Origin of the sequence: Colwellia sp. RE-S-Sl-9 (assembly GCF_048296855.1) — a bacterium.
Lineage (GTDB): Bacteria > Pseudomonadota > Gammaproteobacteria > Enterobacterales > Alteromonadaceae > Pseudocolwellia.
On the sequence record NZ_CP182631.1, the window covers coordinates 593,842 to 619,361 of the forward strand.

General features: G+C 35.1%; 22 protein-coding genes, 1 tRNA gene and 1 pseudogene. 22 read left to right on the forward strand and 2 right to left on the reverse strand.

Annotated features, from left to right (window positions below; translation table 11 throughout):
- Positions 1–110: 110 nt before the first annotated feature.
- Positions 111–1,148, reverse strand: a complete 1,038-nt coding sequence (locus tag ACM9HF_RS02550) for an IS110 family RNA-guided transposase (RefSeq protein ID WP_473614151.1) — start codon at positions 1,146–1,148, stop codon at positions 111–113.
- Between the two features lie 134 nt (positions 1,149–1,282).
- Between ACM9HF_RS02550 and ACM9HF_RS02555 the strand changes: the two genes are divergently transcribed.
- The 11 genes from ACM9HF_RS02555 (at position 1,283) to ACM9HF_RS02605 (ending at position 8,886) form a co-directional block, all read left to right on the forward strand.
- A complete protein-coding gene (locus tag ACM9HF_RS02555) occupies positions 1,283–1,735 on the forward strand; it encodes a UPF0158 family protein (RefSeq protein ID WP_473614152.1) in 453 nt (150 codons plus the stop codon).
- Positions 1,736–1,910: 175 nt separating this feature from the next.
- Positions 1,911–2,168, forward strand: coding sequence for a type II toxin-antitoxin system Phd/YefM family antitoxin (locus ACM9HF_RS02560; protein ID WP_473614153.1), 258 nt, complete (start codon positions 1,911–1,913; stop codon positions 2,166–2,168).
- Positions 2,156–2,455 (forward strand): type II toxin-antitoxin system RelE/ParE family toxin, encoded by a 300-nt coding sequence (locus ACM9HF_RS02565; protein WP_473614154.1) that lies wholly within the window; start codon positions 2,156–2,158, stop codon positions 2,453–2,455. Before ACM9HF_RS02560 ends, ACM9HF_RS02565 begins: the two co-directional genes overlap by 13 nt.
- Before the next feature lie 250 nt (positions 2,456–2,705).
- Positions 2,706–3,248 (forward strand): peptidoglycan recognition protein family protein, encoded by a 543-nt coding sequence (locus ACM9HF_RS02570; RefSeq protein ID WP_473618248.1) that lies wholly within the window; start codon positions 2,706–2,708, stop codon positions 3,246–3,248.
- Positions 3,249–3,774: 526 nt separating this feature from the next.
- Positions 3,775–4,515, forward strand: a complete 741-nt coding sequence (locus tag ACM9HF_RS02575; RefSeq protein WP_473614155.1) for an SDR family oxidoreductase — start codon at positions 3,775–3,777, stop codon at positions 4,513–4,515.
- 108 nt (positions 4,516–4,623) lie between these two features.
- Positions 4,624–5,271 carry a class I SAM-dependent methyltransferase gene (locus ACM9HF_RS02580; RefSeq protein WP_473614156.1) on the forward strand — a complete coding sequence of 216 codons (648 nt, stop codon included), beginning with the start codon at positions 4,624–4,626 and terminating at the stop codon, positions 5,269–5,271.
- 337 nt (positions 5,272–5,608) lie between these two features.
- Positions 5,609–6,115 (forward strand): GNAT family N-acetyltransferase, encoded by a 507-nt coding sequence (locus tag ACM9HF_RS02585; RefSeq protein WP_473614157.1) that lies wholly within the window; start codon positions 5,609–5,611, stop codon positions 6,113–6,115.
- A 440-nt stretch (positions 6,116–6,555) separates the two neighbouring features.
- Positions 6,556–7,536: an alpha/beta hydrolase gene (locus tag ACM9HF_RS02590; RefSeq protein ID WP_473614158.1), complete on the forward strand. Its 981-nt coding sequence runs from the start codon at positions 6,556–6,558 to the stop codon at positions 7,534–7,536.
- A 93-nt stretch (positions 7,537–7,629) separates the two neighbouring features.
- Positions 7,630–7,983 (forward strand): DOPA 4,5-dioxygenase family protein, encoded by a 354-nt coding sequence (locus ACM9HF_RS02595; RefSeq protein ID WP_473614159.1) that lies wholly within the window; start codon positions 7,630–7,632, stop codon positions 7,981–7,983.
- Positions 7,984–8,115: 132 nt separating this feature from the next.
- Positions 8,116–8,550, forward strand: a complete 435-nt coding sequence (locus ACM9HF_RS02600) for a MarR family winged helix-turn-helix transcriptional regulator (RefSeq protein WP_473614160.1) — start codon at positions 8,116–8,118, stop codon at positions 8,548–8,550.
- Between the two features lie 245 nt (positions 8,551–8,795).
- Positions 8,796–8,886, forward strand: a tRNA-Ser gene (locus ACM9HF_RS02605).
- A 157-nt stretch (positions 8,887–9,043) separates the two neighbouring features.
- Here the strand turns inward: ACM9HF_RS02605 and ACM9HF_RS02610 are convergent.
- Positions 9,044–10,223, reverse strand: a pseudogene (locus ACM9HF_RS02610) (IS3 family transposase).
- Between the two features lie 387 nt (positions 10,224–10,610).
- On the opposite strand from ACM9HF_RS02610, the gene ACM9HF_RS02615 reads away from it, so the two are divergent.
- The 11 genes from ACM9HF_RS02615 (at position 10,611) to tssC (ending at position 25,479) form a co-directional block, all read left to right on the forward strand.
- Positions 10,611–12,581 (forward strand): serine/threonine-protein kinase, encoded by a 1,971-nt coding sequence (locus ACM9HF_RS02615; protein WP_473614161.1) that lies wholly within the window; start codon positions 10,611–10,613, stop codon positions 12,579–12,581.
- 157 nt (positions 12,582–12,738) lie between these two features.
- On the forward strand, positions 12,739–13,983 hold the full coding sequence (tagH, locus tag ACM9HF_RS02620) for a type VI secretion system-associated FHA domain protein TagH (RefSeq protein WP_473614162.1): 1,245 nt from the start codon (positions 12,739–12,741) through the stop codon (positions 13,981–13,983).
- A 19-nt stretch (positions 13,984–14,002) separates the two neighbouring features.
- A complete protein-coding gene (tssJ, locus tag ACM9HF_RS02625; protein WP_473614163.1) occupies positions 14,003–14,473 on the forward strand; it encodes a type VI secretion system lipoprotein TssJ in 471 nt (156 codons plus the stop codon).
- Between the two features lie 34 nt (positions 14,474–14,507).
- Entirely contained in the window at positions 14,508–15,836 is a 1,329-nt protein-coding gene (gene tssK / locus ACM9HF_RS02630; RefSeq protein ID WP_473614164.1) for a type VI secretion system baseplate subunit TssK, read from the forward strand.
- Positions 15,837–15,861: 25 nt separating this feature from the next.
- Positions 15,862–17,169 (forward strand): type VI secretion system protein TssL, long form, encoded by a 1,308-nt coding sequence (gene tssL / locus ACM9HF_RS02635; RefSeq protein WP_473614165.1) that lies wholly within the window; start codon positions 15,862–15,864, stop codon positions 17,167–17,169.
- Positions 17,170–17,190: 21 nt separating this feature from the next.
- Positions 17,191–20,724: a type VI secretion system membrane subunit TssM gene (tssM, locus tag ACM9HF_RS02640; RefSeq protein ID WP_473614166.1), complete on the forward strand. Its 3,534-nt coding sequence runs from the start codon at positions 17,191–17,193 to the stop codon at positions 20,722–20,724.
- Complete coding sequence (gene tagF, locus ACM9HF_RS02645) at positions 20,706–21,422, forward strand: type VI secretion system-associated protein TagF (RefSeq protein WP_473614167.1); 717 nt, start codon at positions 20,706–20,708, stop codon at positions 21,420–21,422. The genes tssM and tagF overlap by 19 nt, the downstream gene beginning before the upstream one ends.
- The gene (locus ACM9HF_RS02650; protein ID WP_473614168.1) at positions 21,422–22,198 is read left to right on the forward strand and encodes a PP2C family protein-serine/threonine phosphatase; all 777 of its coding nucleotides are present in this window, start codon (positions 21,422–21,424) and stop codon (positions 22,196–22,198) included. The genes tagF and ACM9HF_RS02650 overlap by 1 nt, the downstream gene beginning before the upstream one ends.
- Before the next feature lie 132 nt (positions 22,199–22,330).
- Positions 22,331–23,443 (forward strand): type VI secretion system protein TssA, encoded by a 1,113-nt coding sequence (gene tssA / locus ACM9HF_RS02655; protein ID WP_473614169.1) that lies wholly within the window; start codon positions 22,331–22,333, stop codon positions 23,441–23,443.
- A gap of 45 nt (positions 23,444–23,488) precedes the next feature.
- Positions 23,489–23,989, forward strand: coding sequence for a type VI secretion system contractile sheath small subunit (gene tssB / locus ACM9HF_RS02660; RefSeq protein ID WP_473614170.1), 501 nt, complete (start codon positions 23,489–23,491; stop codon positions 23,987–23,989).
- Complete coding sequence (gene tssC, locus ACM9HF_RS02665) at positions 23,989–25,479, forward strand: type VI secretion system contractile sheath large subunit (RefSeq protein ID WP_473614171.1); 1,491 nt, start codon at positions 23,989–23,991, stop codon at positions 25,477–25,479. Before tssB ends, tssC begins: the two co-directional genes overlap by 1 nt.
- Positions 25,480–25,520: the final 41 nt, after the last annotated feature.

Sequence of the window (25,520 nt, forward strand, 5' to 3'; positions counted from 1 at the left end):
ACGCGAACTGGTTGTCAAATCTATAAAGCGAGCACTAGGCTCTTAGTTGGCTACTGACTAAACCAGTTGATTTTTATCTTCGTTAGTGCATTTTGTCGTTTGAACTCGTATTAAGCTGCGAGTAATTCAGCTTTGTATTCTGTACCTTGTGTTAACATCGCAAACGCTGTTCTTACTGTTTTATTTGCTAACGCTACTGCAGCACACTTTTTACCTCTACGTTCAACTAAGCCTTGGATCCAGGCATCTTTTTTTGTTTTAGCTTTTCGCTTCATTGCGTGCTGAACTGCTGCAGTTGCGCCACAGATTAGTTGACTTCTTAGCCGACTATTTTTGCAAAACTTCCCTATAGAGCCTAACTTAACTAAGCCGCCTGATGAATGCTGTATCGGCGTTAAGCCAATACAGGCCGAGGCGTCTTTTCCTTTACTGAAATACCCAATATCTAAACAGCCCAACGCAATATAAAGGTTAATTGCATTCATTGGACCAACACCTTCTAGCTTAGTGAGCTTTTTACATTCTGGGTGGGCAGAAACCGAACGTTCCATACAGTTATCATAATGCTTAATATCTTCAAACAGCCCTCTCAAGTGCTCTTTTGCTAAGAAAATAGCCCTGCGAAACTCTGTTGACAAGCAATTGCAGGCATCTTCTAACACACTTTCTATTGCTGAAATTATTCCTCCTCTACGGCTTGAAATTTTGATGTTTAATTCAAAAAGCAAAGCAATGAGTTGTTTTTGAGAGGCGTCGCGTTGTTTAACCGATAATTCTCTTAAGCGTTTAATGGACTGTAGTTGTTGTTGCTCAACCGTTTTTCCGCCAATATAAGTCACATCTGGCATGAAGGTGGTCTGAACAATAGCGAGGGCGTCGTTTTTATCTGTTTTTTGACTTTGTCTGACGACTGATACCAGTTTCGCTGAAACTAACCTGGCATCATGACCTGCTTCAATGGCTTTTTGTTTCCAGTAGTTAGACGTACTACAAGCTTCAAATATTATCGTAACGGGTTTATTGTTGATAAGCCAATAAAGGAATTCTTCCGGTGTCATTTCGATATTCGACTGCACTTTATTGTTTCTATAAATACAAACTTGAATAACTTTTTTTGCTAAATCAACGCCAACTCTAGTACGATACATATTAGGACTCTTTATAATATTTTGGTGTGGTAACTACAATATTACCTCACTCGTTAAGGGTGAGGGAGTCCAATTATCTATCATTTTGCCTCTTAGTGAGGCGTTATATGCCATCGAATCGGCGAGTATTCTGCATGAAAGTAAAAATTGACGATATTATTGACGCTGTAGATTTTGATAGTGATATGAGTGAATCATATTTAAACACAAAGACGGAACAAGTCTGTATGTTTACTGATGAGGAGCTCCGAGCAGCAGAAATAGACTTATCTGATTCTGCTGAGTGGTATCGTGAAGCTGTCGCTAGTGCCAAACATTATTTAGAAAATCAGGATGACTATTTGTCTTTGCCTGAAAAATACGATTTTAATGAGTACCGTATCATAGAGAAATTTATCGCTCGAGTGGTTATTCCTAAGCAGTCAGAAATGTTATCCCGTTCGATACATGGTAAAGGTGCATTCAGACGTTTTAAAACTGAGCTAGAAAAGCTTGGGTTGGTAGATGAATGGCATAAATATCGAGGTCAAAAGTTGCGAGAATTTGTTGAGTTTTGGTGCAAAGAAAATAAAATTGATTTTGAGTAGGTAAATTCTAACAAATCATTAAAGCAGGACAGGAAACAGCTGATTTTTGCTCGTGCCTCGCTAATTTTAGCCAGCAATAAAAGCCCATTAATTGGGCGTTAGCCGTATAGTTGTAACCTTGAAGTAATGTGATACTATTGTGATACATTATTTAAATGTTTATATAAGGTTTATTATGAGAGTTGAACTTGTAACAACACTTAAACGGCAAGCTACTAAAATTCTAGCTGAGCTACATACATCAAAAGAACCTGTACTAATAACTGAACATGGTCAACCATCTGCTTACTTAGTTGATGTGGAAGATTATGAGTTTATGCAACAGCGAATGGCTATCCTTGAAGGTGTTGCGCGCGGTGAGCAAGCAATTAAAAATGGTGAAACGTTCTCAAATCAAGAAGCAAAAGAGAAAATGAGTAAATGGCTGAAGTAATATGGACATCACCAGCCCTAGATGATTTAAACGAGATCGCTGAATACATTGCTTTAAGTAATCTTTCTGCTGCAAAGAAATTGACTCAGAAAATATTTGATAAAATCTCTAGATTAGAAAATCATCCGGAATCAGGTAAAAGACCACAGGAATTGGTGAACTTAAATTATCGTGAAGTCAATGTGAATCCTTGTCGTATTTTTTATAAAGTGGATAGAGACAAAGTTTATATTTTACATGTTATGCGGCAAGAACGAGATCTGCGTAGGTTTCTTTTACGGAGTTAAATACGGCTAACAAGTCATTGCAAAGGACCGCTAACAGTTTGCTCGGTTCCGCTTCGCTTCACATTTTAGCAAACAATTTTTAGCCTCTTATTGGGGCGTTAGTTTGTTTTCAAGCTAACGGGTAAATTTTGATATTTTATAAACACAATTTAAAAAGAACTTTAATGACAACAGTTACAAATGGGATAAGCGTATAACAGCCAAACGATACAACTCTATTGAGCATGGGAATATTAACAACGTAACATCTATAGTACTTCATAGAACTGCAGGTTCGAGTGCTACTTCATCTCTGAATGGTTATGTTGCGGGGCAAAAAACTGGAGCTCATTTTTTAATTGCTAATGATGGAACAATATCCCAAACAGCAAGTTTAGAAAAACTCTGTTGGCATGTTGGTATCTTATATTCTCGGTGTGTCGACGAAAAATCATGTGATCCTAAAGAATTAAAAACTGTTAATAGTTTGCTTCATCAAAAAGGATTTTCATTTTCAAAAAGAGTAAAAAATGCATCTAGACATGAGTTAGGAAAAGCTTATCCTCTTCGTTATCCTTCAAATAATGATTCATTAGGAATTGAGGTCGTAGGTCGCTTTAACAAAGCTACAAATATCTTTGAGCGACCAACAAATGAACAGTTTAAATCATTGAAGTTGTTAGTGGATATATTATTAAAGGAGTTCTCTTTAACCTTAAATAAAGATGTTTACGCACATGGTGTAATTGCTAGGAAAAAGAAAGCAGAAGGAATCCAGTTGCTTCAATATTTAAAAGTTGGGGTTGCTCCATGATAAAAAATATCATTTGTTTAGGCACTGCTTTTTTTATTACATCTTGTGCCTTTAATCATGAAAAAAAATTCAAATATTGACAACAAAAAAAGTTGTCGATATCACCAAACAGGGATCTAAGGTTTGTGATAACTTTATACTGACAGAAAGTGAAATTACTTTATATTTTCAAACTGCGGAGCAAGTCAGTAATGAAGAAGCTCACGGAGAGTCAATTATTATGCCTTGTAAATATTCAGGGGAATTGACAATGAATAAGGAGACCTATTCATATGAGGTATTTGCTGGGGGGGCTGGGTATATTTACGATGATAAAGGGTGGGTTCTAAAAAACTTCATTTGCAAAAATAATAATTGTTGTAGTAGCTTTTCAAACCTGTGCTGAAGCGTTTAGGTTGTAACAACAAACTAACAAGAAAATCAACAAGGACAAAAAACAGTTGGCTTTTGCTCCTTCGTCGCTAATTATAGCCAACAATTTTTTGCCCGTTAATTGGGGATTGGTATTTAACTGAGGTAATTTATTATGGGAATACTTTCTAACAAGATTGCTATCGTAACTGGTTCGTCACGAGGTATAGGTGAAGAAATAGCTAAGACACTTGCAAAAGCTGGTGCTAGTGTGGTGATTAATTACTCTGCAAGCAGAGATTCAGCTGAACGCGTGGTATCTGATATTACGGCATCGGGAGGTATAGCTATTGCTATAAAAGCTGATGTCAGCAAAGCTGAACAAGTTGCGTCGCTGTTCGACGCTGTTATTGGCCAATTCGGTAAAGTAGATATTCTTGTCAATAACGCAGGGACTATTCTGTACAAAACCATTGAAAATACAACGGATAATGATTTTGATCATATCTTATCTGTTAATATTAAAGGCACATTTAACACGCTCCGTGAAGCAGCTTCGCGTCTTGAAAATAACGGTCGAATCATTAATTTTTCAAGTTCAACAACAAGATTAATGCTTCCAACTTATGGCGCATACTGTGCGACAAAGGGAGCCGTAGAACAACTGACGAGAGTTTTTTCAAAAGAGGTGGGTTCAAGGGGAATTACAGTTAATGCAGTTTCTCCAGGGCCAACGAACACTGAACTTTTTACAGAAGGTAAGAGCCAAGAGGTTATAGATCGACTTGCAGGCATGGCTGCACTTGGCCGTATCGGTGAACCAATTGATATTGCGCGTATTGTACTTTTCCTTGTTAGTGATGAGGCATCTTGGGTTACGGGTCAGAATATCGGTGCAAACGGAGGATTCGCCTAAAAAATTGCTGCACACGGACACATACTGCTACGCTCCACTTTGCACAAAATGCTCTCCGCAGTTTGTGCCGTGAGCCAAGCGTTGGCTTCTCCCACAAAGGTATAGATAATGAGTAAACTGGAAAAGTTTTGGGATGGAGCATCTAAAAACTACGACAAGACTGAAGAACGATTTGAGTACATTCATAGTAAATCTAGAGAAAATGCCCAAAAATTCCTCAAAGGTAGCGATACCGTTCTCGATTACGGGTGTGGGACAGGAACTGCAACATGCCAATTTTCCTGTCAGGTCAAAAAGGTTTACGCTATTGATATATCATCGAAAATGATTGAAATAGCAAGGGGGAAAGCAGCGGTTGCGAAAGTTGAGAACGTAAACTTCGAGCAAGCTGATATTTTTGATAGCGAATTTGATAAAGGATCATATGATGTCATTCTAGCTTTTAATATGTTACATACCGTTTCTAGCCCACAGGATGTAGTACTGAGAATAAATGAATTGCTAAAGCCTGAAGGTTTGTTCATTTCTGTAACACCTTGCTTGCGTCAAAAGATGTCATTTTTAGTTAATCTTCAAATCCAGCTAGTGCGAGTCTTGTGTAAACTTGGACTCATTCCCATTCCTATAAGAAGAGTCATAAGCTCTGAGGTAGAAAACTTATTAGAGGCAGGCGGGTTTCAAGTGGTTGAATCTGAAGAGATATACAAAGACGCATCTAGCTATTTTGTTGTGGCTAAGAAGTTACAAAAAAAATAACAAGACTAAGTGGTGCACTTGGATGTGAATCGAGCTTGAATTAAGGGGGTTTATAGTATGAAATTGATTGTATCCACTCCACAATCACTGAAGTTCTAGATAATTTAGTATTTGCTAGTATGTGTTAGAAATATAAGGTATTTCAGAAGAACTAAAAATAGCAAGTTGTTGATTGAGTCTTATCTTAGTCAACCATTTTTAGTTTATTAATTAGGTGTCGATAAATCATTAAAGTAAGATAAAAAATGTTAATGGACCTTTATATAGTAGCGATTATCAATAATTATTTGGTTTGTTATATAGGTTGATGTAGTTGCGAGTTAATAGACGAATTTTAATGAAAGTAAAATATGAAACAGCTAGATTAATTATCAGATCGTTGAATATAGATGATGCTGATTTTATTCTTAGGTTGTTAAATGAAGAGTCTTTTATTCGCAACATAGCTGATAAGAATGTACGAACCAATGCTGACGCGATCAATTATCTTATTCATGGTCCTATGTTGAGTTATGAGGTAAATGGATTTGGTTTAAATTTAGTCGTGTTAAAATCTTCAGGAACTCCCATTGGGATGTGTGGTTTACTTAAGAGAGAAGAGCTGGAATATCCTGATTTAGGTTACGCACTTTTACCTGAGTTTTGTGGAAGAGGTTATGCAAGAGAAGCGGCTAGCTCTATTCTACAAGAAGAGGCTGTTTCATGTTGTTTAAATACTCTTTTGGCTATTACGTTTCCCGATAATTTAAGTTCGAATAAATTATTGAAAAAAATTGGCTTTACCTTAAAGGGAACTATGGAGCTTTACGGGTTACAAAATAATTTATATGAGTATAGAGCTTGAGTAAGATAACCATTTCATGAGTTACAGAATTTTTATTTCAATATTTAGCAATTTTTAGACTTTGATCGTTTAAGTAATGCAGCAACCCAAATGGATACAATTGACTGTATTTCGTTTTTTATTTTATATCAGACATTTCCTCTATTTAATTCATTATGTGTTTATATTAACCAAGCGTTTAAGATAAATATTTAGTGGTGCACCTCTTTATTTTTCTTGCCTTATTTTGTCTTTTTTTTAAGCGATATATTCATTTAACTTAATATTAATTATGTTATGTTATTTAAACTAGCTTTTATTTTAAGCGGCTTATTAAAATATGTATGATTCTGTTTTTTTGAAGTTAACCTACGTAACCTAGGCTAGTCGTGGGGAGTCATTATGTCTATGTACAATAAGTTTTGAGCGAGTTTAACTATTAATAAATAGAGGAGAAGTTTATGTTATTCGCCACAAACCGTACCCCTAAACAATCAGACAAGACTAAAAAGGGACGCAAAATCAGTTTTTCAATGCAGAATACCAGTGTTCGACAAGATATGTATTTTTGTCGAAGAAATGGTGTTGATGATTATACTGAAATTGGTAGCAAAGCATTTTTTCAAGCATTAAAATATTTAGGTAACAACACTCAAATTTTATTTTATATTCATGGTTTTAATAACATTGGTGAGTCAGATATATTTCCAAATGCTGCAGTTTTACAAGGGATGTTTGACGAATTAATGCCAGATCTTGTTCATGTTGTTCCTCTTATTTGGCCATGTGATGATGACTCTGTTGTGGCATTTATGGATGACTATTGGGACGACCAACGTGCTTCAAGATCGAGTGGCGATGCTTTTTCACGTATGTTTGGTATGTTTGATAACTGGCGTAAAGAAGAAGCTAAAAAAGTTGACCCTTGTACTCGCAGAATGAACGTATTAGCGCACTCTATGGGGAACCGTGTTTTAAGAAACGCAATAAGTAACTGGGTAACTTATGATATGGCAGGTAATATGCCACAGTTATTCCGTAATGTTTTTATGGTGGCTGCAGATGTTGTTAATCACACCTTAGAATATAAAGAAAAGGGCTGTTATATTCCTGATTCAGCAAGAAATGTAGTGGTGTATTATGCTAATGATGATCTGGCTATGCCGGCAAGTAAACTGGCAAACTTAAAGAATATGACTGCATCACGCCGGTTAGGTATGACGGGGCCAGAATCTATGTTGGAAGGGCGTTTAGCGCGTAATGTTTACGAAGTTGACTGTGATAATTTTAATAATAGCTGGGGTGATAAAAAAGGACATACTTATTTTTTAAGAAATAAAAGTGGAACCATTAGCCCCGTTATACATCATATGATTGCTGCAATTGACGGTGGTAGAGTTCAACCAGCAGATCGTCATCATGTACTTATAAAACCTGAATAGCCTGATTTATATCAATTTGCATTAAACAGGCTATTTTTATTTAATTGCCTGCTCTATCCATTTTTTGGGTTAGTATAAGAAAAGAGAAACTTAATGAATTTAATTAAACGCCCTGTAAACTCACATAATGCTTACCATGCACATATTTACTTTGAGCAAGAAACATTATCTTTCGCTACTGATTTATGTGAAAAAGCAGGTGAGTATTTTAATTTGAAAGTTGGCCGTATTCATCAGCAACCTGTTGGACCTCATCCTAAATGGAGTTGCCAAATATCATTTAGTAAAAAACATTTTGATGAATTTGTTGCTTGGCTTGAATTTAATCGTAAAGACTTAACCGTTTTTATCCATCCCTTGTCGGGTAACGATTTAGATGATCATACCCTCTATGCTTATTGGTTAGGGGATAGTGTTAAGCTAAATACATCAATGTTTGAAGGTTAAAAAACAAGCTTGTTACGTATTTGTTTTTTTTAAATGTTTATTTTCTTACTCACTTGATAATAAAATAGGTTGATAAAGTCTACTATGTTACGGTAAGGTTGTAATTGTCACGTCACTATAAAGGGTTACTCAATGAGTAATAAATACATTTCAGATGTAGTTTTCGATATTATTCATTCATACAGAAACGCAATGCGAACGGCTCTTAATGCTAATGAGTTAGGATTAAATTACATGCATATAAAGTGTTTAACTTTTATTAATAGTAATGAGGTTTGCACCGCAAATGATATTGTTACTTTTTTTGCTAGAGATAAAGCACAAATAGCGCGTTTAATAAAAGAAATGATTGATAAACAATGGTTAACCAAAACAGTAAACACTGAAGATAAAAGAAGTCAGCTCTTGTCTTTAACTAAAAAAGGTAAACAGATAGTCGCTTTTATTGTAGAAACACAGGCTAATGTACATAAACAAATGCAGAAAAATATTAGTTTAGAAGAATTAGAGAGTTTTCTAAAAATAGCTAATACTATGGCTAAAAACCTTACTGTGTTTAAACAATAATTAAGGTTAATTGTGTGCTCTTAAAGTGTTGAGGTTTAGGTGCCAAGTTTTAACTTGGCTTTATAAGAAATTAAATCAGTTATAGTTGAGTATAAAACCTTATTTGTATGGTTTTTATTCGTTGCTTTGGCGTTTTTTATACAACACGAATAAAAATACGCTTTTGATTTAAAAAACACTTTACAAAGCTAGCAAGTGCCTTTAATATTCGCTTCGCTTTAACGCTACCGCGTTATTTGCATTCAGGTGAGATGGCTGAGTGGTCGAAAGCACCGGTCTTGAAAACCGGCAAGGGTTTGTAGCCCTTCTAGAGTTCAAATCTCTATCTCACCGCCACATTCTAAAAAGCCGCTACTTGTAGCGGCTTTTTGCTATTTGGCGTTTAGTAAATCAAAAGGGGTTTGTAGCGCTAAACCTTTTTAGAGTTCAAATCTTTATCTCTCCGACACATTCTAAGAAACTGCTAGTTGTAGCGGCTTTTTGCTTGAAGTGGTCAAGTCATATTGGCCACGTATTTGTAGTTTAGCCAGTATCTTTTCTCTGACTCATTTGGACTTAAGCCAGCATTGTATCTATGTGGCCTAGTCTGATTGTAATAACCAATGATGTAATTGATTATTGCTTTTTTAGCTTCAGTAAAACTCTTAAAGCCTGTCGTTGGTATCCATTCTGTCTTTAAACTTCTAAAGAACCGCTCCATTGGGCTATTATCCCAACAATTTCCACGACGACTCATACTTTGTGTTATCTGGTATCGCCAAATTAATTGCCTGAATTTCATGCTGGAGTAATGCGAACCTTGATCTGAATGAAATATAACATTTTCTGGTTTGCCACGACTTTCATAGGCCATCGTTAACGCTTTCATGGTCAATAGGCTATCAGGTGAATAGGATAACGCCCATTTCGACCAAACAAGTCGAGGACAACTGCCAAGTATGCCCAGCGTGAGCCTGTCCAAATATAGGTGACATCACCACACCAGTAGCTATTGGGTTCGATCACATCAAATTGACGATTTAAAATATTCGGTATTTCAACATGCTCTTTATTCGCTTTTTTATAATTGTGCTGAGGTATTTGACAACTAACTAATTCAAGTTCAGTCATTAAATTACCCGCTCGATAACGGCTTAATGGGTAGCCTGCTGTTGTTAGCATATCTGCTAAGCTACGCGCACCAGCAGAACCGCCGCTCAACGCATGAAATCGCTTTATTTCAGCCCTAAGCTTTATTTGCTCAACGCTTAAGCTATTATCGCGAACAGCCCAGTATTTATAACTGCTACGATGCACACCAAACACGTCACATAGCAGGCTAATTCGGTATTTTCTTTTATGGCTCTGATTGAGTTTTTCGATTAATTCGAATTGTTCAGTGAGTCCGACATCAACAGAGCTGTAGCCTTTTTTAGAATTTCCTTTTCTAATTCAATACGTTCTATTCGTTTCTTTAATTCTCGAATCTCAATCTGCTCAGGTGTCATCGGGGTCGCTTTCGGTGATTTACCCTGGCGCTCTTCACGAAGCTGCTTGACCCACTTGCCGATGGTTGAATAACCAACATTCATCGCCTTAGCTGCTTCTTCGTGGGTATAGCCGTTATCAACAACAAGCTGTGCTGTTTCTAATCTAAATTCTGGACTGAAATTGGGTTTTCTTGGTTTAGTCATTGTGTCACCTAACGTTTAATGAGGTGCATGATAACACCTCTAAGTAGGTGGCCAAATTAACTATGCCACTTCAGCTATTTGGCGTTTAGTAAATCAAAAGGGGGTTGTAGCGCTAAACCTTTTTAGAGTTCAAATCTCTATCTCAGCGCTACATTCTAAAAAAACGATAATTAGTTAGTGATTTTTTATATTATTATATTCAACAGGAAGATATTGCCGCTCTGTAAAATACTAAATTGACTAGATACGTTATACTAGCTGAGTTTCAAAAAATCCTAAAATTTATATTGAACTCCGATGATTTACATAGCACAATATCCGCCATATTTTCGATGGTTTATAGAATAGACTCTATAAACTTAAACTTAGTAAAAGATAATACTTTATATGGATATAAACCAATCAGACTCATCGATTGCCGATGATAAAACTCTCGTCGCAGGGTTTAACTCAAAACAAAAATCAAATGAAATCAATCTAATAGGTAAATGCCTTAAAGACAGATACGTTATAGAGTCTCAGCTTGGTAGTGGCGGTATGAGTGATATATATCGTGCTAAAGACTTAAACCTTGAGTCTGCTGGAATTGATGAGCCTTATGTTGCTATTAAAGTTTTACTGCAGCAATTTTCTTCAATTTCAGAAGCTAAACAAGTACTAGTTAAAGAAGCTTATAAAACCCAGCAACTATCTCATCCAAATATTATTAGGGTTTATGATGTCGACTCTCATGATAATTTTCATTTCATTGTGATGGAGTGGCTAGATGGGGAAACACTAGAACAAGTTATTAAGCGCTCTAAGCCACTAGGTATTCCTTTTAAAGGAGCCTATAAGCTTATTGAGCAAATTGGTAATGCGTTAACTTATGCACATCATATGGGTATTATTCATACTGATTTAAAACCTTCTAATATTATGTTAACCAGAAAAGGGGACATCAAAGTTTTTGATTTTGGTGTGGCTCGAGCACTGCAATTAAATGTTGATAAATATGCTCTTCAAAATCATGAACAATCTTCTCCTTTAAGTGGCTATACACCTGCATATGCTAGCTATGAACAAATTCAAGGCCAATCACCTTGTGCGTCTGATGATGTTTATGCCTTTTCTTGTATAGTTTACGAATTGTTATCATGTAAGCATCCGTATCAAAGAATAACCGCAGATAAAGTTGATCTAAAACAGACTCCTTTAAATAAACCATCAAATTTAAATTGGTATTTATGGCCTGCACTAAAAAAAGGTTTAGCGCTCAAACAAGAACAACGTTGTGAAAATATTCAAGTTATATTAAATAAATTTTCTCAAAAATTATGGCCTAAATTAGCTATAGGTACTGCGGCTAGCTTAATTTTTATTGCTGGTGTGCAAACATATTTAGCTAAAAATACAACCATTGATCATTTAACTGCTGAGATACAGTTAAGCGATAAAAAAAATCAAGAACTACAAAATTTAGAAAAGCTATCTACGGTTGAGCTTTTAAGAACGTTAGATACCGTTGCCGAAAAGCATCAGTTGCTAAAGCATGGGCTACTAAGAGAACATCGTCAAAAGATACTTGATATTGTTGAAAAACGTATTGTTAATGTACCAAAAGGCCCTAATGGTATTTATAAAAACTATGATGAAATCGAACTTATAATTGACGATGCTTTGAATATATTCCCAGACTCTTTCCGTCTCCAACAATTATATAATCAAAGCCAAATGAGTCGCCAAGCAACAACAGATGCCTTGTCTGATCGTTTAAACTTGTTATTAACACAAGGGCGATATAGTGAGGAGGGTGATAATAATATAGAAAAAATCATCAATGATTTATTTTTTGTAGATTCTAATTATAAATTTCAACCGCAAGATGAAGCTTTCAAGTTATTCCAAAGTAATTTTGACTCGGCAATTAACATACATGATGCGAGTAAAATTAGTGAATTAATCAAAATAGGTGAGTTAGCTTTCAATCATTACGCCAATGCTAAATCATTGTTGATGTTAGGAAAGGAGATGGAGGCTTCAGTTAATTTACTTTCAGATTATAGGGAGAAAATTATTGCTGGAGAAAAAGCCCCATATCCATATGATGCAGCAGAAGTTTTTTATAGATCAACTTTTGAACAACTTACTAGCGAGTTGTTGTCTGTGAATGATTCTAAAGAATTAGAAAAACTTGATGAAAACGTAATGAGAGTTGCTACACAAGTACCTCAAAATTTTGATCCATTAGTGATTGTTACAAAGAAAATGGCGGCATCTTATTTAAATTTTGCTAACGAATCTATGGAGAAAAAACGCTTTAAAACAGCACAAAAGCTGATTAAGAGAGGTAATGAATTATATGCTATGGTCAATTAATACGATAATAGCCTAAAAGAAATCAGATGGTTATAGATATTTGCTTTCAAGTTAAGTAAATGACTTTAATTGATGTTTTTCAAAGGTTTTAAGTTTTTTGTTAATATGTAGGCTAATTGAGCCGATCACTGTTTTTTGTAAAGGTTGTTTAAAGTAAATGGAATTAATTTTTGAAATAGTAAGCTATCACCGTCTTTCACCAGATCAAATCTCTAAAAAATCAATCACAGATTCTATAACATTTGGACGCTCTGAAAATAACGACTGGTATTTACCCGATCCCGAAAAAGTTGTTTCAGGTATTCATGGAAGAGTTGAGCGAAAATCGAATGATTTTTTTATTTATGATGTATCTACCAATGGTTTGTATATTAATCGTTCGGTTGAAGCATTAGGGCAAGATAAACCACATAAACTGGTTGATGGTGATTTATTAACTTTTGGTGATTACGAAGTTTCTGTATCAATTATTCAAAATCAAAAACCAACCCTTGATGTAACTTCTTTTGAAGAACAACAAGCATCTCCTGAAGTTCAAGGTATTAATAGTGTAAAGCTGGCTGAAAGTGTATCTTCAACAACGCCAAACAATAAAGACTTTATGCCGCTGATCAATAATGATTTAAATGATCATTTTGATATACCACAAGCAATACCTGAAGAGTGGGACGTAGATTTTCTTAATGATAATAATGCAGTCGATTCATTTATAAATGATGATCAGGAAAATATTATTCCACCAAAAGAAATTATTCCAGAAAACCAAGTTATTCCCAACATGCATGAAGTGCAGCAAGCAGCAGATGTTCAGATAAAAACAAAATCAATAGGGAAAAATGCATTTATTGAAGGCTTAGGTATTTCAGCTGATATTTTACCTGAACCTGTTTCTGAGCAATTAATGTATGAAATGGGGCAATGTATGCAGTTAATGCTATCGGGTTTAATGGAGTCATTAAGAAACCGTTCTAATTTAAAAAATGAATTTAGAATTAACCAAACAACGTTTCAGCAACAAGAAAATAATCCATTAAAGTTTTCTGCAACAATAGATGATGCCTTTCAAAACCTCTTTATACGTAAAAGCTCGAGTTTCTTACCTGCAAATAAAGCAATAATAGAAGCATTTAATGATACTAAAAAACATGATATAGCGTTAACTGCAGGAACGTTAGGTGCAATTGAAGGAATATTAAGCCAACTTGAACCAACCGAAATTGAGAGTAGAGATTTTAAAGAATCTCTGCTTGATCAAGTACTACCAGGGCAAAAACAATTAAGATACTGGAAAATGTACAAAAGTTTACACAAGGACATGAGTAACGAAATTTCTAATCAGGGAAGTTCAGCTTTATCAGATGAGTTCGTTAGGGCATATGATAAAAAAATTAAATCTTTATAGTATTAATTAGGTTAACCAAATGATTTTAAAAAAAACATATTTAACAATATTTTTAATGGCGTGTTTAGCACTTATTACAGGTTGCGCAACTATCAATGCAATAGTACCTCCGTCTACAGATATAACGTTTAATACTTCGGTAGACATAAATCCTGATAATAACGGTCGAGCTTCTCCGGTTGTTGTTAAAGTATTTGAGCTTTCTTCACGTACTATTTTTGATACGCAAGATTTTTTTACTTTGTATGAATCACCTGAAGATATTCTCGGTCCTGACTTACTAAAAAAAGATGAGTTAGAATTACAACCAGAACAAATAAAAGAATACAAAATGGTACTTAACAAAAATACGCGTTACGTTGGTTTTGTTGTTGCCTATCGCAACATAGATAGTTCTAGATGGCGTGCAGTGGTAGAAGTTAAGCCTACGGGATATGGTAACGTAACAATGAATATTGAAAAGTTAGCTATTTACCCAAGTCATAAATAGTCAATTAATAAATCTAACAATAATTAGGGAAGTTATGAGTGATTTTAGCCCAGTAGCTTGGACTGAGGGGATGTTTTTACGTCCTCAGCACATGCAGCAACAAGAAAGATATTTGCAATTTCAGCATTCAAACATTAAAAATCGAATAGAACCGCTTGCTTGGGGGGTGTTCAATTTTGAAATTGATCACCGTTTACTTTCTTTAGGGCAATTTCGACTTGATAATATAGAGTGTGTTTTTCAAGATAATACGTTAGCAATATTACCTGAACAAAATCCATTACCTGATGCCATCACTTTACCAACATCAACAATAAACCAGTTGATTTATCTCGTTGTGCCAATTAATAAAAGTACAGGTTTAAATATTTCAGATCTTAGTGATAATCAAATCACACGATTTTTTTATAATGATCATAATATTATAGATACGAGTGTTGGCTCTGATGCGATGGAAGTTCTTCAGGTAGGAAAACTTCATTGCAAATTTAAATTACAACAAGAAGATCGTTCAGGTTACGTTTCTATTGCTATTGCTAAAGTCATTGAGGTATCAGATGAAGGTGTTGTTAAACTTGACAATAAATTTATCCCACCTTGTGTTTCAATTGAAAATATTAAGGGCTTATTAAATATCACCAAAGAAACCCAAGGTATGATCCAACAAAGAGCTGAGGCTATTGCTGCAAGGTTGACGCAGGCACAAGGAGCATCTAGTTCAATTTCTGATTTTTTAATGTTACAGCTTTTAAATAAGTATCAGCCTATTTTTGAACATTTAGGCAGTGTTGTCGGAGTTCATCCGGAGAAGTTGTATTTAAACTTATTAAGCTTAGCGGGTGAATTAGCGACGTTTAGCTCACAACATAAAAGACCTCCAAAGTTTCCCAAATATCAGCATGACAATTTAACTGAAATTTTTAGTAAAACAATGATCATTGTTAATCAAAGTCTCAGTAATGTGCTTGAACAAACAGCGGTAGAATTACCATTAGAAAAAAGTAAATATGGTATTCACTTTACCCCTATAAATGATAAGAGTTCTTTAGATAGTGCTGATTTTATTATTGCGGTTAAGGCATCACTTCCTTCGGATGAAATAAGAAAACGACTTCCTGCTCAAATTAAAATTGGTTCGGTTGAAAGTATTCGAGAGCTTGTAAATAGTCAGCTACCTGGTATTGGCATTATTGAGTTACCTGTTGCTCCAAGGCAAGTGCCTTATCACTCTGGATATCATTATTTTCAATTAGATAAAACGAATCATAATTGGTTTAAACTCAAAAATAGTGGTGGCATTGCATTACACTTATCAGGTAATTACCCCGAACTAAAAATAGAGCTTTGGGTAGTTAACGGCTGATAAATTAACAATTAGGGATGATAAAATGAGTGATAAAACAATTGTAAAACCACGTCCAGGGCGAGGGGCTGGTTTACAAAGTAATAACAAAAATAATGCTCAAAAGAGCGACGACGCTACAAGCTTACAAACATTAGCTCATGAAAGTAAAATGGATTATCGTAGCCATAATACAATTTTAGCGATGTCTGGAAATCCTATAGTTGATAGTGCAGGTACATTATTGTCTATATGCATAAAACTCAGAGGGTCTAAGCAAAATGATGATGCAGAGTCTTTAAAAGTACAGTGTGTAGATCTGATTAAGCACTATGAACAATTACTACGAGTCGCTAATATTCCTCCAGAAGATATTCAATCTGCCCGTTATTGTTTGTGTAGTTTTATTGATGAAATTGTTTTAAATACACCTTGGGGCGAACGCAGCGCTTGGGCTTCAAATAGTTTGCTCTCAACTTTTCATAATGAAACTTTTGGCGGCGAGTATTTCTTTACTTTACTTGAAAGTTCTTTGCAATACCCCTCAGAAAAACATCGATTATTAGAGCTAATGTACTTATGTATGACCCTTGGTTTTGTAGGAAAAATGAAGTTAGAAGAGCAAGGTGAACAAAAATTAGAAGATTTAAGAGATAAAACGTACCACTGTGTTCAAGGGTTTAAAGGTGAGTTAAACCGAGATTTATCTCCTGGATGGAGAGATAAAGTGGCGCAAGGGGTAAGTTTTCAACAGCCTTTCCCATTATGGGTGATCGGAGCTTTGTTTGGTGTAGTCATGTTGTTTATTTACATGGCTTTTAGTTACAGTATTAACAATTATTCTTCAAATGTTTATAAAGAGTTAGTTTCTTTGGTTCCTTGGCAGCCGAATGACAATAACATGACAGGTAGTGTCAATCGTGACGAAGCTTTAATGTTACAACAATTACTTCAAACAGAAATTAATCGTGACTTACTCGAAGTTGAACAACTTCCAGATCGAGTAAGGATCAGCATAGGTGCAGGAGTGTTATTTGCAAGTGGAAGTACACAGCCTCGCTCTGATTTTGAAGCTATTCTAGCTAAAATAGCTCGAACTCTTGAAGGAACTAAAGGAAAGATACTCATTACCGGCCATACCGATGATGAGCCCATATTTACTACCAAATATCCATCTAATTGGCATTTATCATTAGCGAGAGCTACCTCTATAGGAAATTTTCTTGCTAATAACGCTTCTTTAAGTGGTCGTTTATGGCCTGAAGGTAAAGGAGAGTCTGAGCCTAGATATAAAAATGATAGTGAAAAAAATCGCTCATTAAATCGTAGAATTGAAATAGATTTGTTGTTCTAGTTGTATACAAAGGAATTGTAAATGTCGTTTAAAAAAATTATAACAAAATTGAAATCTAAATTAGTCATTACTATTTTAGGCTTTATTTGTTTAGCTTTACTCATATGGTTTGGTGGACCTTTGCTAGCTATTGCTGGTTATGAACCATTAATTACAGTATCAGCAAGAATTATTTTTTTATTGCTAATTGTTATCGTGTGGGGAGCAATAAAATTTACACATAAAGTAAAAGATAAAAAACAAAATGAAGCCATGGTAAATAATTTAATTCATGGTGAAGAAGACATGAAGGAAAACACTTCAGATGAAGCTGTTAAAAGTGAAATAGGTGTATTGCACAAAAAAATGGTGCAAGCGCTTGATATATTAAAAAACACTAAGTTTTCTGAAAATAAAAATATTTATGAATTGCCTTGGTACATCATGATTGGTCCTCCAGGATCAGGTAAAACAACCGCTATTCATCATTCTGGTTTAGAGTACCCATTAAAAGAAAAAATGGGTATAGACATGATTGAGGGGGTTGGCGGTACTCGCCATTGTGATTGGTGGTTCACGAATAAGGCCGTTTTAATAGATACAGCTGGTCGATATACCACTCAAGACAGCCATACCCAGCGTGATTCTAGAGCTTGGCAAGGCTTTTTAGGGTTATTGAAAAAGTTTAGACCTCTTCGTCCAATTAATGGGGTGATCATTACTATGGGTATGGCAGAGCTTCTTAATCAAACTAAAACTGAGCGTAATTTACATGCAAGAGCTATAAAACAACGCCTTCAAGAGCTACAAAATCAACTTAATATGACGTTCCCTGTTTACGTATTATTTTCAAAATCTGATTTGATTGCTGGTTTTAATGAATTTTTTGATGATTTTACCAAAGAAGATTGTGAGCAAATATGGGGGGTAACTTTCCCCTTAGAAGCCTCTGAAGATGAAGCCAGTATTGTAAGTACTTTCAATAAAGAGTTTCATAATTTACTTACAAACCTTAACTCCCGAATTAATGTGCGCTTAAAAAACGAGAGAGACTTCGAACGACGTTCATCAATATATGAATTTCCAAAGCAATTAAGGTTACTGCAAAGTGCTGCTGATGATTTTTTAAAAGAAATATTTGCACCTAATGCTTATGAAGAAGCACCATTATTACGAGGCGTTTATTTAACAAGTGCCACTCAAGAGGGGACTCCTATCGATCGCCTTTCTTCTCAATTAGCTACAGGCGTTAAAGTTGAACAAAAAGCATCACATGTTAAACATCAAAGAAGTTATTTTATTAAACGCTTACTTGAAGACGTTATTTTTCCAGAGAAAAATTTAGCGTCTATTAATCGTCAGCATGATAAACAAAATCTACTTTTAAGACGAGCAACTATAGCAGTAGCTTCTGTAGTTACTGTGTTTTTTACTTATGCTTGGTGGTCAAGCTATCAATGGAATAGTGAGTTAGTTGACCGAACTAAAACGTCAATCGAAAACTATCAAGAAGTCACCTCTGGTGGGTTAAATGAACAATCCGAAATTATTACTTTAACTAAAGGGTTAACCACACTAAGAAACCTCCCTGTAGGGTATGCTAATGAAGATATTGTTGATGCTCATACTTTGGGCTTATATCAAGGAGATAAATTTAAGCAGCCTGCCAGTGAGGCATACAAAAGAGCTTTAGAAGCTTATCTTGTTCCATATTTAATTAAAGCTCTTAGTCAGGAAATGCAAGAGAATGCTTCCCATTTGAGTTATTTATATGAAACGCTTAAAACTTATTTAATGTTATTTCAGGCCGAATACTACAAAGAAGACGATATAAAAATATGGTTTTCGGCATACTTTGATCGAAACGTACCTGGAATTATTAATGCCGATATACGCGCACAATTAAATCAGCATTTATCAACTATGTTAGAAATAGGCACTAGAGGGCATGATTATAATGAAGAGCTAGTAACACAAGCTCGACAAAATTTAACTATGTTACCTTTAGTTGAAAGAGCATATCAAAGATTAAAAAGTGATTTTAGTGAAAGTAGTATTCCAGATTTTAAATTGATTGATATTTTGAGTTTAGATAGCTTACAAGCTTTTACTTTTCAAAGCGGCAGAACATTTAACGAAGGTATTCCTAGCTTGTACACTTTCAATGGTTTCCATGGAATTTTTAATATTGAAAAAAATAGAATAATAAAACGACTTATTGAAGACAGTTGGGTTTATGGTGATGATTTAAATACACTTGACGATAAAACAAAAGCTCAAATTACAACACAATTAGAACAAAAGTATATTAGAGATTATATTTTTTATTGGGAAGATCTCTTAAGTGATCTTACGATTAAACCCTTTAGTACTTTAGATGGCGCAACAGATATAACTCATGCATTAACAAGTCCTGACGCACCTATAAAGAGTATAATCCTAGCAGTCCAAAAAAATGTTCAGCTAACTAAGGTTCCATTATCTAAAAATGGTAAAGCGGCCAAAGAAATAGCTACAAGTGCATCTGATGTTCTATTTCAATCTAAGAAATCTCGAATTAGCCGTTTATTACCAAACGAACCTCTTGATGTGGATATTGACCTACCAGGTAAAGATGTTGAGTTGGCTTTTAGTGACTTACTAACGATTGATTTAAAATTACTTGAGGATATACAGGGTACAGTACGTTCGATAAATCGAAATTTAGACAAAGTGTCCTTAACAACTCAAACATCTAATTATATGAATCAAGGTTTAGAAAGCCAATTTTTATCATTAGGTAATAAATTACGTGAACAATTAACCAATGTACCTTTTCCTGTATTTAACTGGTTAGACAATATTGCGATACAAACTAAAGGTTTTGCTAGAACAAATCAAAATCAACGACTTAATGGTATTTGGGAATCTAATGTACTCGCTGAATATCGACGTGCTATTAGGGGTCGTTATCCATTTAGACGAAATTCTTCACAAGATGTACGAATTAAGGATTTTACACGTTTCTTTGGATATGGCGGGACTTTAGATAAGTTTTGGAAAACGTATCTAAGTGCTTACGTAGATACAAGTAAAAAGCCTTGGCATTTTTCAAAAGATATTGGTATTAACAACCAAATATTAAAAATGTATCAAGAGGCAGAGTTAATTAGAGAAGCTTTCTTTGAGTCAGATAAAAAAACACCAGTCATTGATTTCAGTCTTGAGCCTAATTATTTAGATAGAACCGTTAGTCAATTTATGCTTGAGATTGATGGACAACAACTTAACTACCGCCATGGACCAACCAGAAAAGAACAATTTACTTGGCCAGGTACAAGTGCAAATAGTGAAACGCGTATTGCTTTCACACCACCTAATGGTGGTCGATCTATTAATAAAAAATATACAGGTGAATGGTCATTATTTAAATTCTTTGATGAATTGAGTAAACAAAGACCAAAAACTAAGCAAGATGGTATTTTGAAAATAGCGTTAAGTGGTTATAAGGCTGATATTAAATTTGTCGCTAACAGTGTTAATAACCCTTTTTGGATGGTTAATTTGGAGCGTTTTTCATGTCCGACGACGCTATAGAATTAATTGGTTTTTGTGGGAAAATCCCCACAAAAGGTGATTTTGTACAAAGTAACTTTAATCGTGATTTTTTAAAACATTGGAATGAATGGTTACAAGCTGTTGTAGCAGTAAGTAAAGAACAACTTGAAACACAATGGCTAGATTGTTATTTAACGAGTCCTATTTGGCACTTTTCGCTCTCTTCTGGTGTTTGCTGTGAATCTGCTGTTATGGGAACTCTTATTCCGAGTGTAGATCAAGTGGGCAGACACTTTCCTTTTACACTGGCTATTGAACATACTGATCTTGCTATACAAGCTTGGTTTGAAAATGATTGGTCACAAAACACTGAAAATATGATCTTAGAAGTGTTAGAAGATAATTTTGAACTTGATGTTTGGTTTGATAAATTAGCTGGTCAAATACCGAGTTTAGAGATAACAAAAAGAACATTTATAAATAATGAAACTAGTGACAAAGTAAAAAAAGCTTGGGTTATTCAAGGATCTGTATCACCTGAAATAATTGATTTACTTCACCTACAATATTCACAGAATTACGGTGCTTATAGTCTATGGTGGACTTTAGGTTCAGAACTGGTTGAACCTTGTTTTATTGTAACTGATGGCTTACCACAAGTTAGTCAATTTGCTGCTATGTTGAACGGTCAATGGCAACAACATAGTTGGAATACTAGCGAGATTATTAAGGATTAATGATGTTTCAGTCGAGCGCACAAACACATAGAGGCACCGTCAGAAAAATAAATGAAGATGCTTTTTTAGAGTTACCATCACAAGGGATATGGGTTGTAGCTGATGGTATGGGAGGCCATGCAGCGGGTGATGTTGCAAGTCAACTCGTTATTGATACTATTCATAAAAAAGTTGAATTTTTATCCCACTCTGAAATAAATACTGACGTACTGGTTGATGCACTTAAAGACAGTAATACAATGTTACAACAAATGAGCAAAACCCAATTTTCGGGTAAAGTAGCGGGTAGTACTGTTGTTGTATTATGGATTAAAGACGACAAGTATCATTTGTTGTGGGTTGGAGATAGCAGAGGTTATTTACTAAGACAGAACCTCCTAAAACAAATTACAAAAGATCATAGCCAAGTAAACGATATGGTTGATGAAGGTGTTCTCGCTGCTGAAGATGCAGAAAAACATCCACTAGCAAACGTTATAACACGCGCTGTAGGTGTCGATATTGAACTTGATGTTGATATTAAAATAGATTATTTAGCAGAAGGAGATGTATTTCTTCTTTGTAGCGATGGACTAAACAAAGAAGTTAGTGATAAAGAAATTGAGCAAGCATTACAGCCCGGTAATATCATAGATGCTGGAATGGCATTGATGCATGCATCATTAGTTCGAAATGCACGTGATAATGTAACCTGTATTTTGGTTAAAAATAAGACAAGTAATGATGCTGTAGTACAGAATCATGACTTAGATTCAACAATCCCTTTGTTCACTTAAATTAAAAAAATTATTGCTATCAATAAAGGTATCGTTTAGTATTTCCCACGATATCGTTTGATATCTACGCAGGATTACTTTACAGCATATTTTTTATGCTTGTAGCTGTAAATTTTCAAGGAAGAAATAAGATTGAATTTTCTAAAATTCGAGATTAAAGATCTCATACAACCTATTTCAGATAGCGCGCCAACCGGTGAAGACCCTAGGCATGATGTCACTCCAAATTCCAATTATTATTTATTAAAAGAAATCCGTAATTCTGCTCGCGCTAAAGAACGTAAAGCCCTAATCGATGAAGAAGATTTACAGGCTATCGCTTCTGATTGGCGACCTATTCTAGAACAAGTCCCCCAAATTTTAAAAAATGATTGTAAAGACTTAGAGCTTGTTGCTTGGTTAATTGAAGCGTTATGTCGATTACATGGTTTTAAAGGTTTAACTTATGGCTTTAGTTTAGCTAGTGAGTTAATAGAGCAATATTGGGATGAACTTTATCCAACACCTGAACCAGATGATTTAGCAGAAAGATTAGCTCCTCTCATCGGATTAAATGGTATTGAGAGCGAAGGTTCATTAATTCAACCAATAAAATCAATAGCAATAACTGATGGAAAATCAGAAGGGCCTTTTTCAACGTGGCAATATGAACAAGCTGTAGACGTTGAGAGGTTAGATAAAGAAAAACAAATAAAAAAATTTGAATCGGGCTCTATCGCATTAGAAGATGTAGAGGTTTCAATTAAAGAGTCATCAGATAGTTTTTTTATTGAACTTAATAATGATATCAATAGCGCTATAGATGCATTCTCAATGCTTTCTGAATCTATGGATAAAGCTATGTTGGGTGATCCTCAGCCAACCAGCTACATAAGCCAATGTTTAAAAGTCTGTTCAAATTCACTCCAGCATATAGCTGCTGATATCTTAAAAAAATCTAACGCGAGTCAAATAAATAGCGACTCAGAGTCTACCGATGAGTTTACTAACCCTGATGAAAGTCATGGGCATTTTGAGTCAGGAATTAGTCAACAGATGAATTCAAGATCTCAAGCAATTGAACAGTTAGATAAAGTCGCAGAATTTTTTAGAAAAACCGAACCTCATTCTCCAATGTCTTATGCTATTGAACAAGTTGTTCGTTGGAGTGGTTTAAGCTTACCTGAATTACTCCAAGAGCTTATAACAGATGGAGATGCGAGGAATGGCTATTTCAAATTGTCAGGAATTAAAACTGAAGAATAAAAGCAGTGTTGTACTGCTCAAAACTAGTTATTGAAAGGAGATCGCATGGGTATACATGATAAGTTAAAAAGAGTCAGAAAACCTCGAGTTCACATCACATATGATGTTGAGACAGAGGGAGCTGTAGTAAAAAAAGAGTTACCCTTTGTAATAGGGATAACTGGTGATTTTTCTGGTCACAATAAAGCCAATCTTAAACCATTAAAAGACCGACGTTTTGTGCAAATTGACAGAGATAACTTTGACGATGTTCTAAATAGAATGAATCCTAAGTTAGATATTGCGGTTGAAAATACATTATCAAATGACGATACAGAGTTAAAAGTTGGATTAAACTTTAATTCGTTAAGTGATTTTGAGCCGGCTGCAATTGTTAATCAAGTTGAGCCGCTTAAAAAGTTAATGGAAACTAGAAATAAACTTCGCGATTTAATGACAAAAGTTGATCGCTCTGAAGATTTAGAAAATATTCTAGAAGATGTGTTAAGTAATACGGCTAGTTTAGATAAATTAGCAGGTGAACTAGACATTAAAGGAGCTGAATAATGAGCACGGAAAGTGAATTATTAGATCAACCTGCCGCGGAAGAAACAAGTCTTTCAATTTTAGATCAAGCGATAGGTGCAACAAAGCAAACTGAATCTTCAAGAGCTGAAGAATTAATTCGTTCATTAACTGAAGAAGCGTTAAAAGGCACGGTTCAATGGAACAAGAATTTAACAGTAACGTTTAATCAAGCTATTAAAGTTTTAGATGAAACTATTTCTGGCCAGCTTGCAGCTATCATGCACAATGATGAGTTTCAAAAGTTAGAAGGTAGTTGGAGAGGACTACATCATACAGTTCAAAACTCTGAAACTAATGCAACCTTAAAAATCAGAATGATGAACTTAAGTAAGAAAGAGCTTCATAAAGATTTAAGTAAAGCAGTTGAGTTTGATCAAAGCCAAATCTTTAAGAAAATTTACGAAGCTGAATTTGGTACACCAGGTGGTGAACCTTATGGTTGTGTTGTTGGGGATTATGAATTTTCAAATCATCCCGCTGATGTTGAAACGTTATCATTAATGTCGAATGTTGCTGCTGCTGGCTTTTGTCCATTCATTTCAGCTTCTGGTTCTTCATTATTTGGTTTTGATGATTGGACTGAACTTAGTAAGCCTAGAGATTTAGAAAAAGTATTTGAATCTTTAGAATACACTAAATGGCGCTCATTTAGAGAAAGTGATGATTCTAGATTTGTAACATTAACTATGCCTCGTGTTTTAGCGCGACTTCCATATGGTCAAGCAACAACTCCAGTTGAAGAGTTCAGCTATGAAGAACTTGAACTTGATGAAACAGGTACACGTTCAAAAACCACTTCACACGACAACTATTGTTGGATGAATGCTTCTTATATTATGGCGACAAATATGGGGCAAGCTTTCAGTAAATACGGTTTCTGTACTGCAATACGTGGTGCTGAAGGCGGTGGTAAAGTTGAAGGACTTCCAGCACATGTATTTACAAGCGATGATGGTGATCCAGATCTTATGTGCCCAACTGAGATTGGTATCACTGATCGAAGAGAAGCAGAGTTAAGCAAATTAGGTTTCTTACCTCTTTGTCACTATAAAAATACAGACTATGCCGTATTCTTTGGTTCTCAAACTTGTCAAAAAGCACCAATATTCTCTTCGCATGACGCTACTGCGAATGCAGCAATCTCTGCTCGTTTGCCTTATTTAATGGCGACCTCTCGTTTTGCTCATTACTTGAAAGTTATGGCTAGAGATAAAATAGGCAGCTTTATGGAAGCTGAAGATGTAGAAGCCTGGTTAAATCGTTGGATATTGTCTTTTGTAAATGCATCAGAAGGCGGTGGTCAAGAAATCAGAGCTAAATATCCTTTAGCAGATGCCAAAGTTGAAGTAAAAGAAATCCCAGGTCAGCCGGGTAGTTATAATGCAGTAGCATGGTTACGCCCATGGTTACAAATGGAAGAGTTAACAGCGTCTTTACGTTTAGTCGCTAAAATACCAAGCATTGGTTAACAGTAAAGATTACTGTTTAAAACCTATAGGGATGTTGTAAT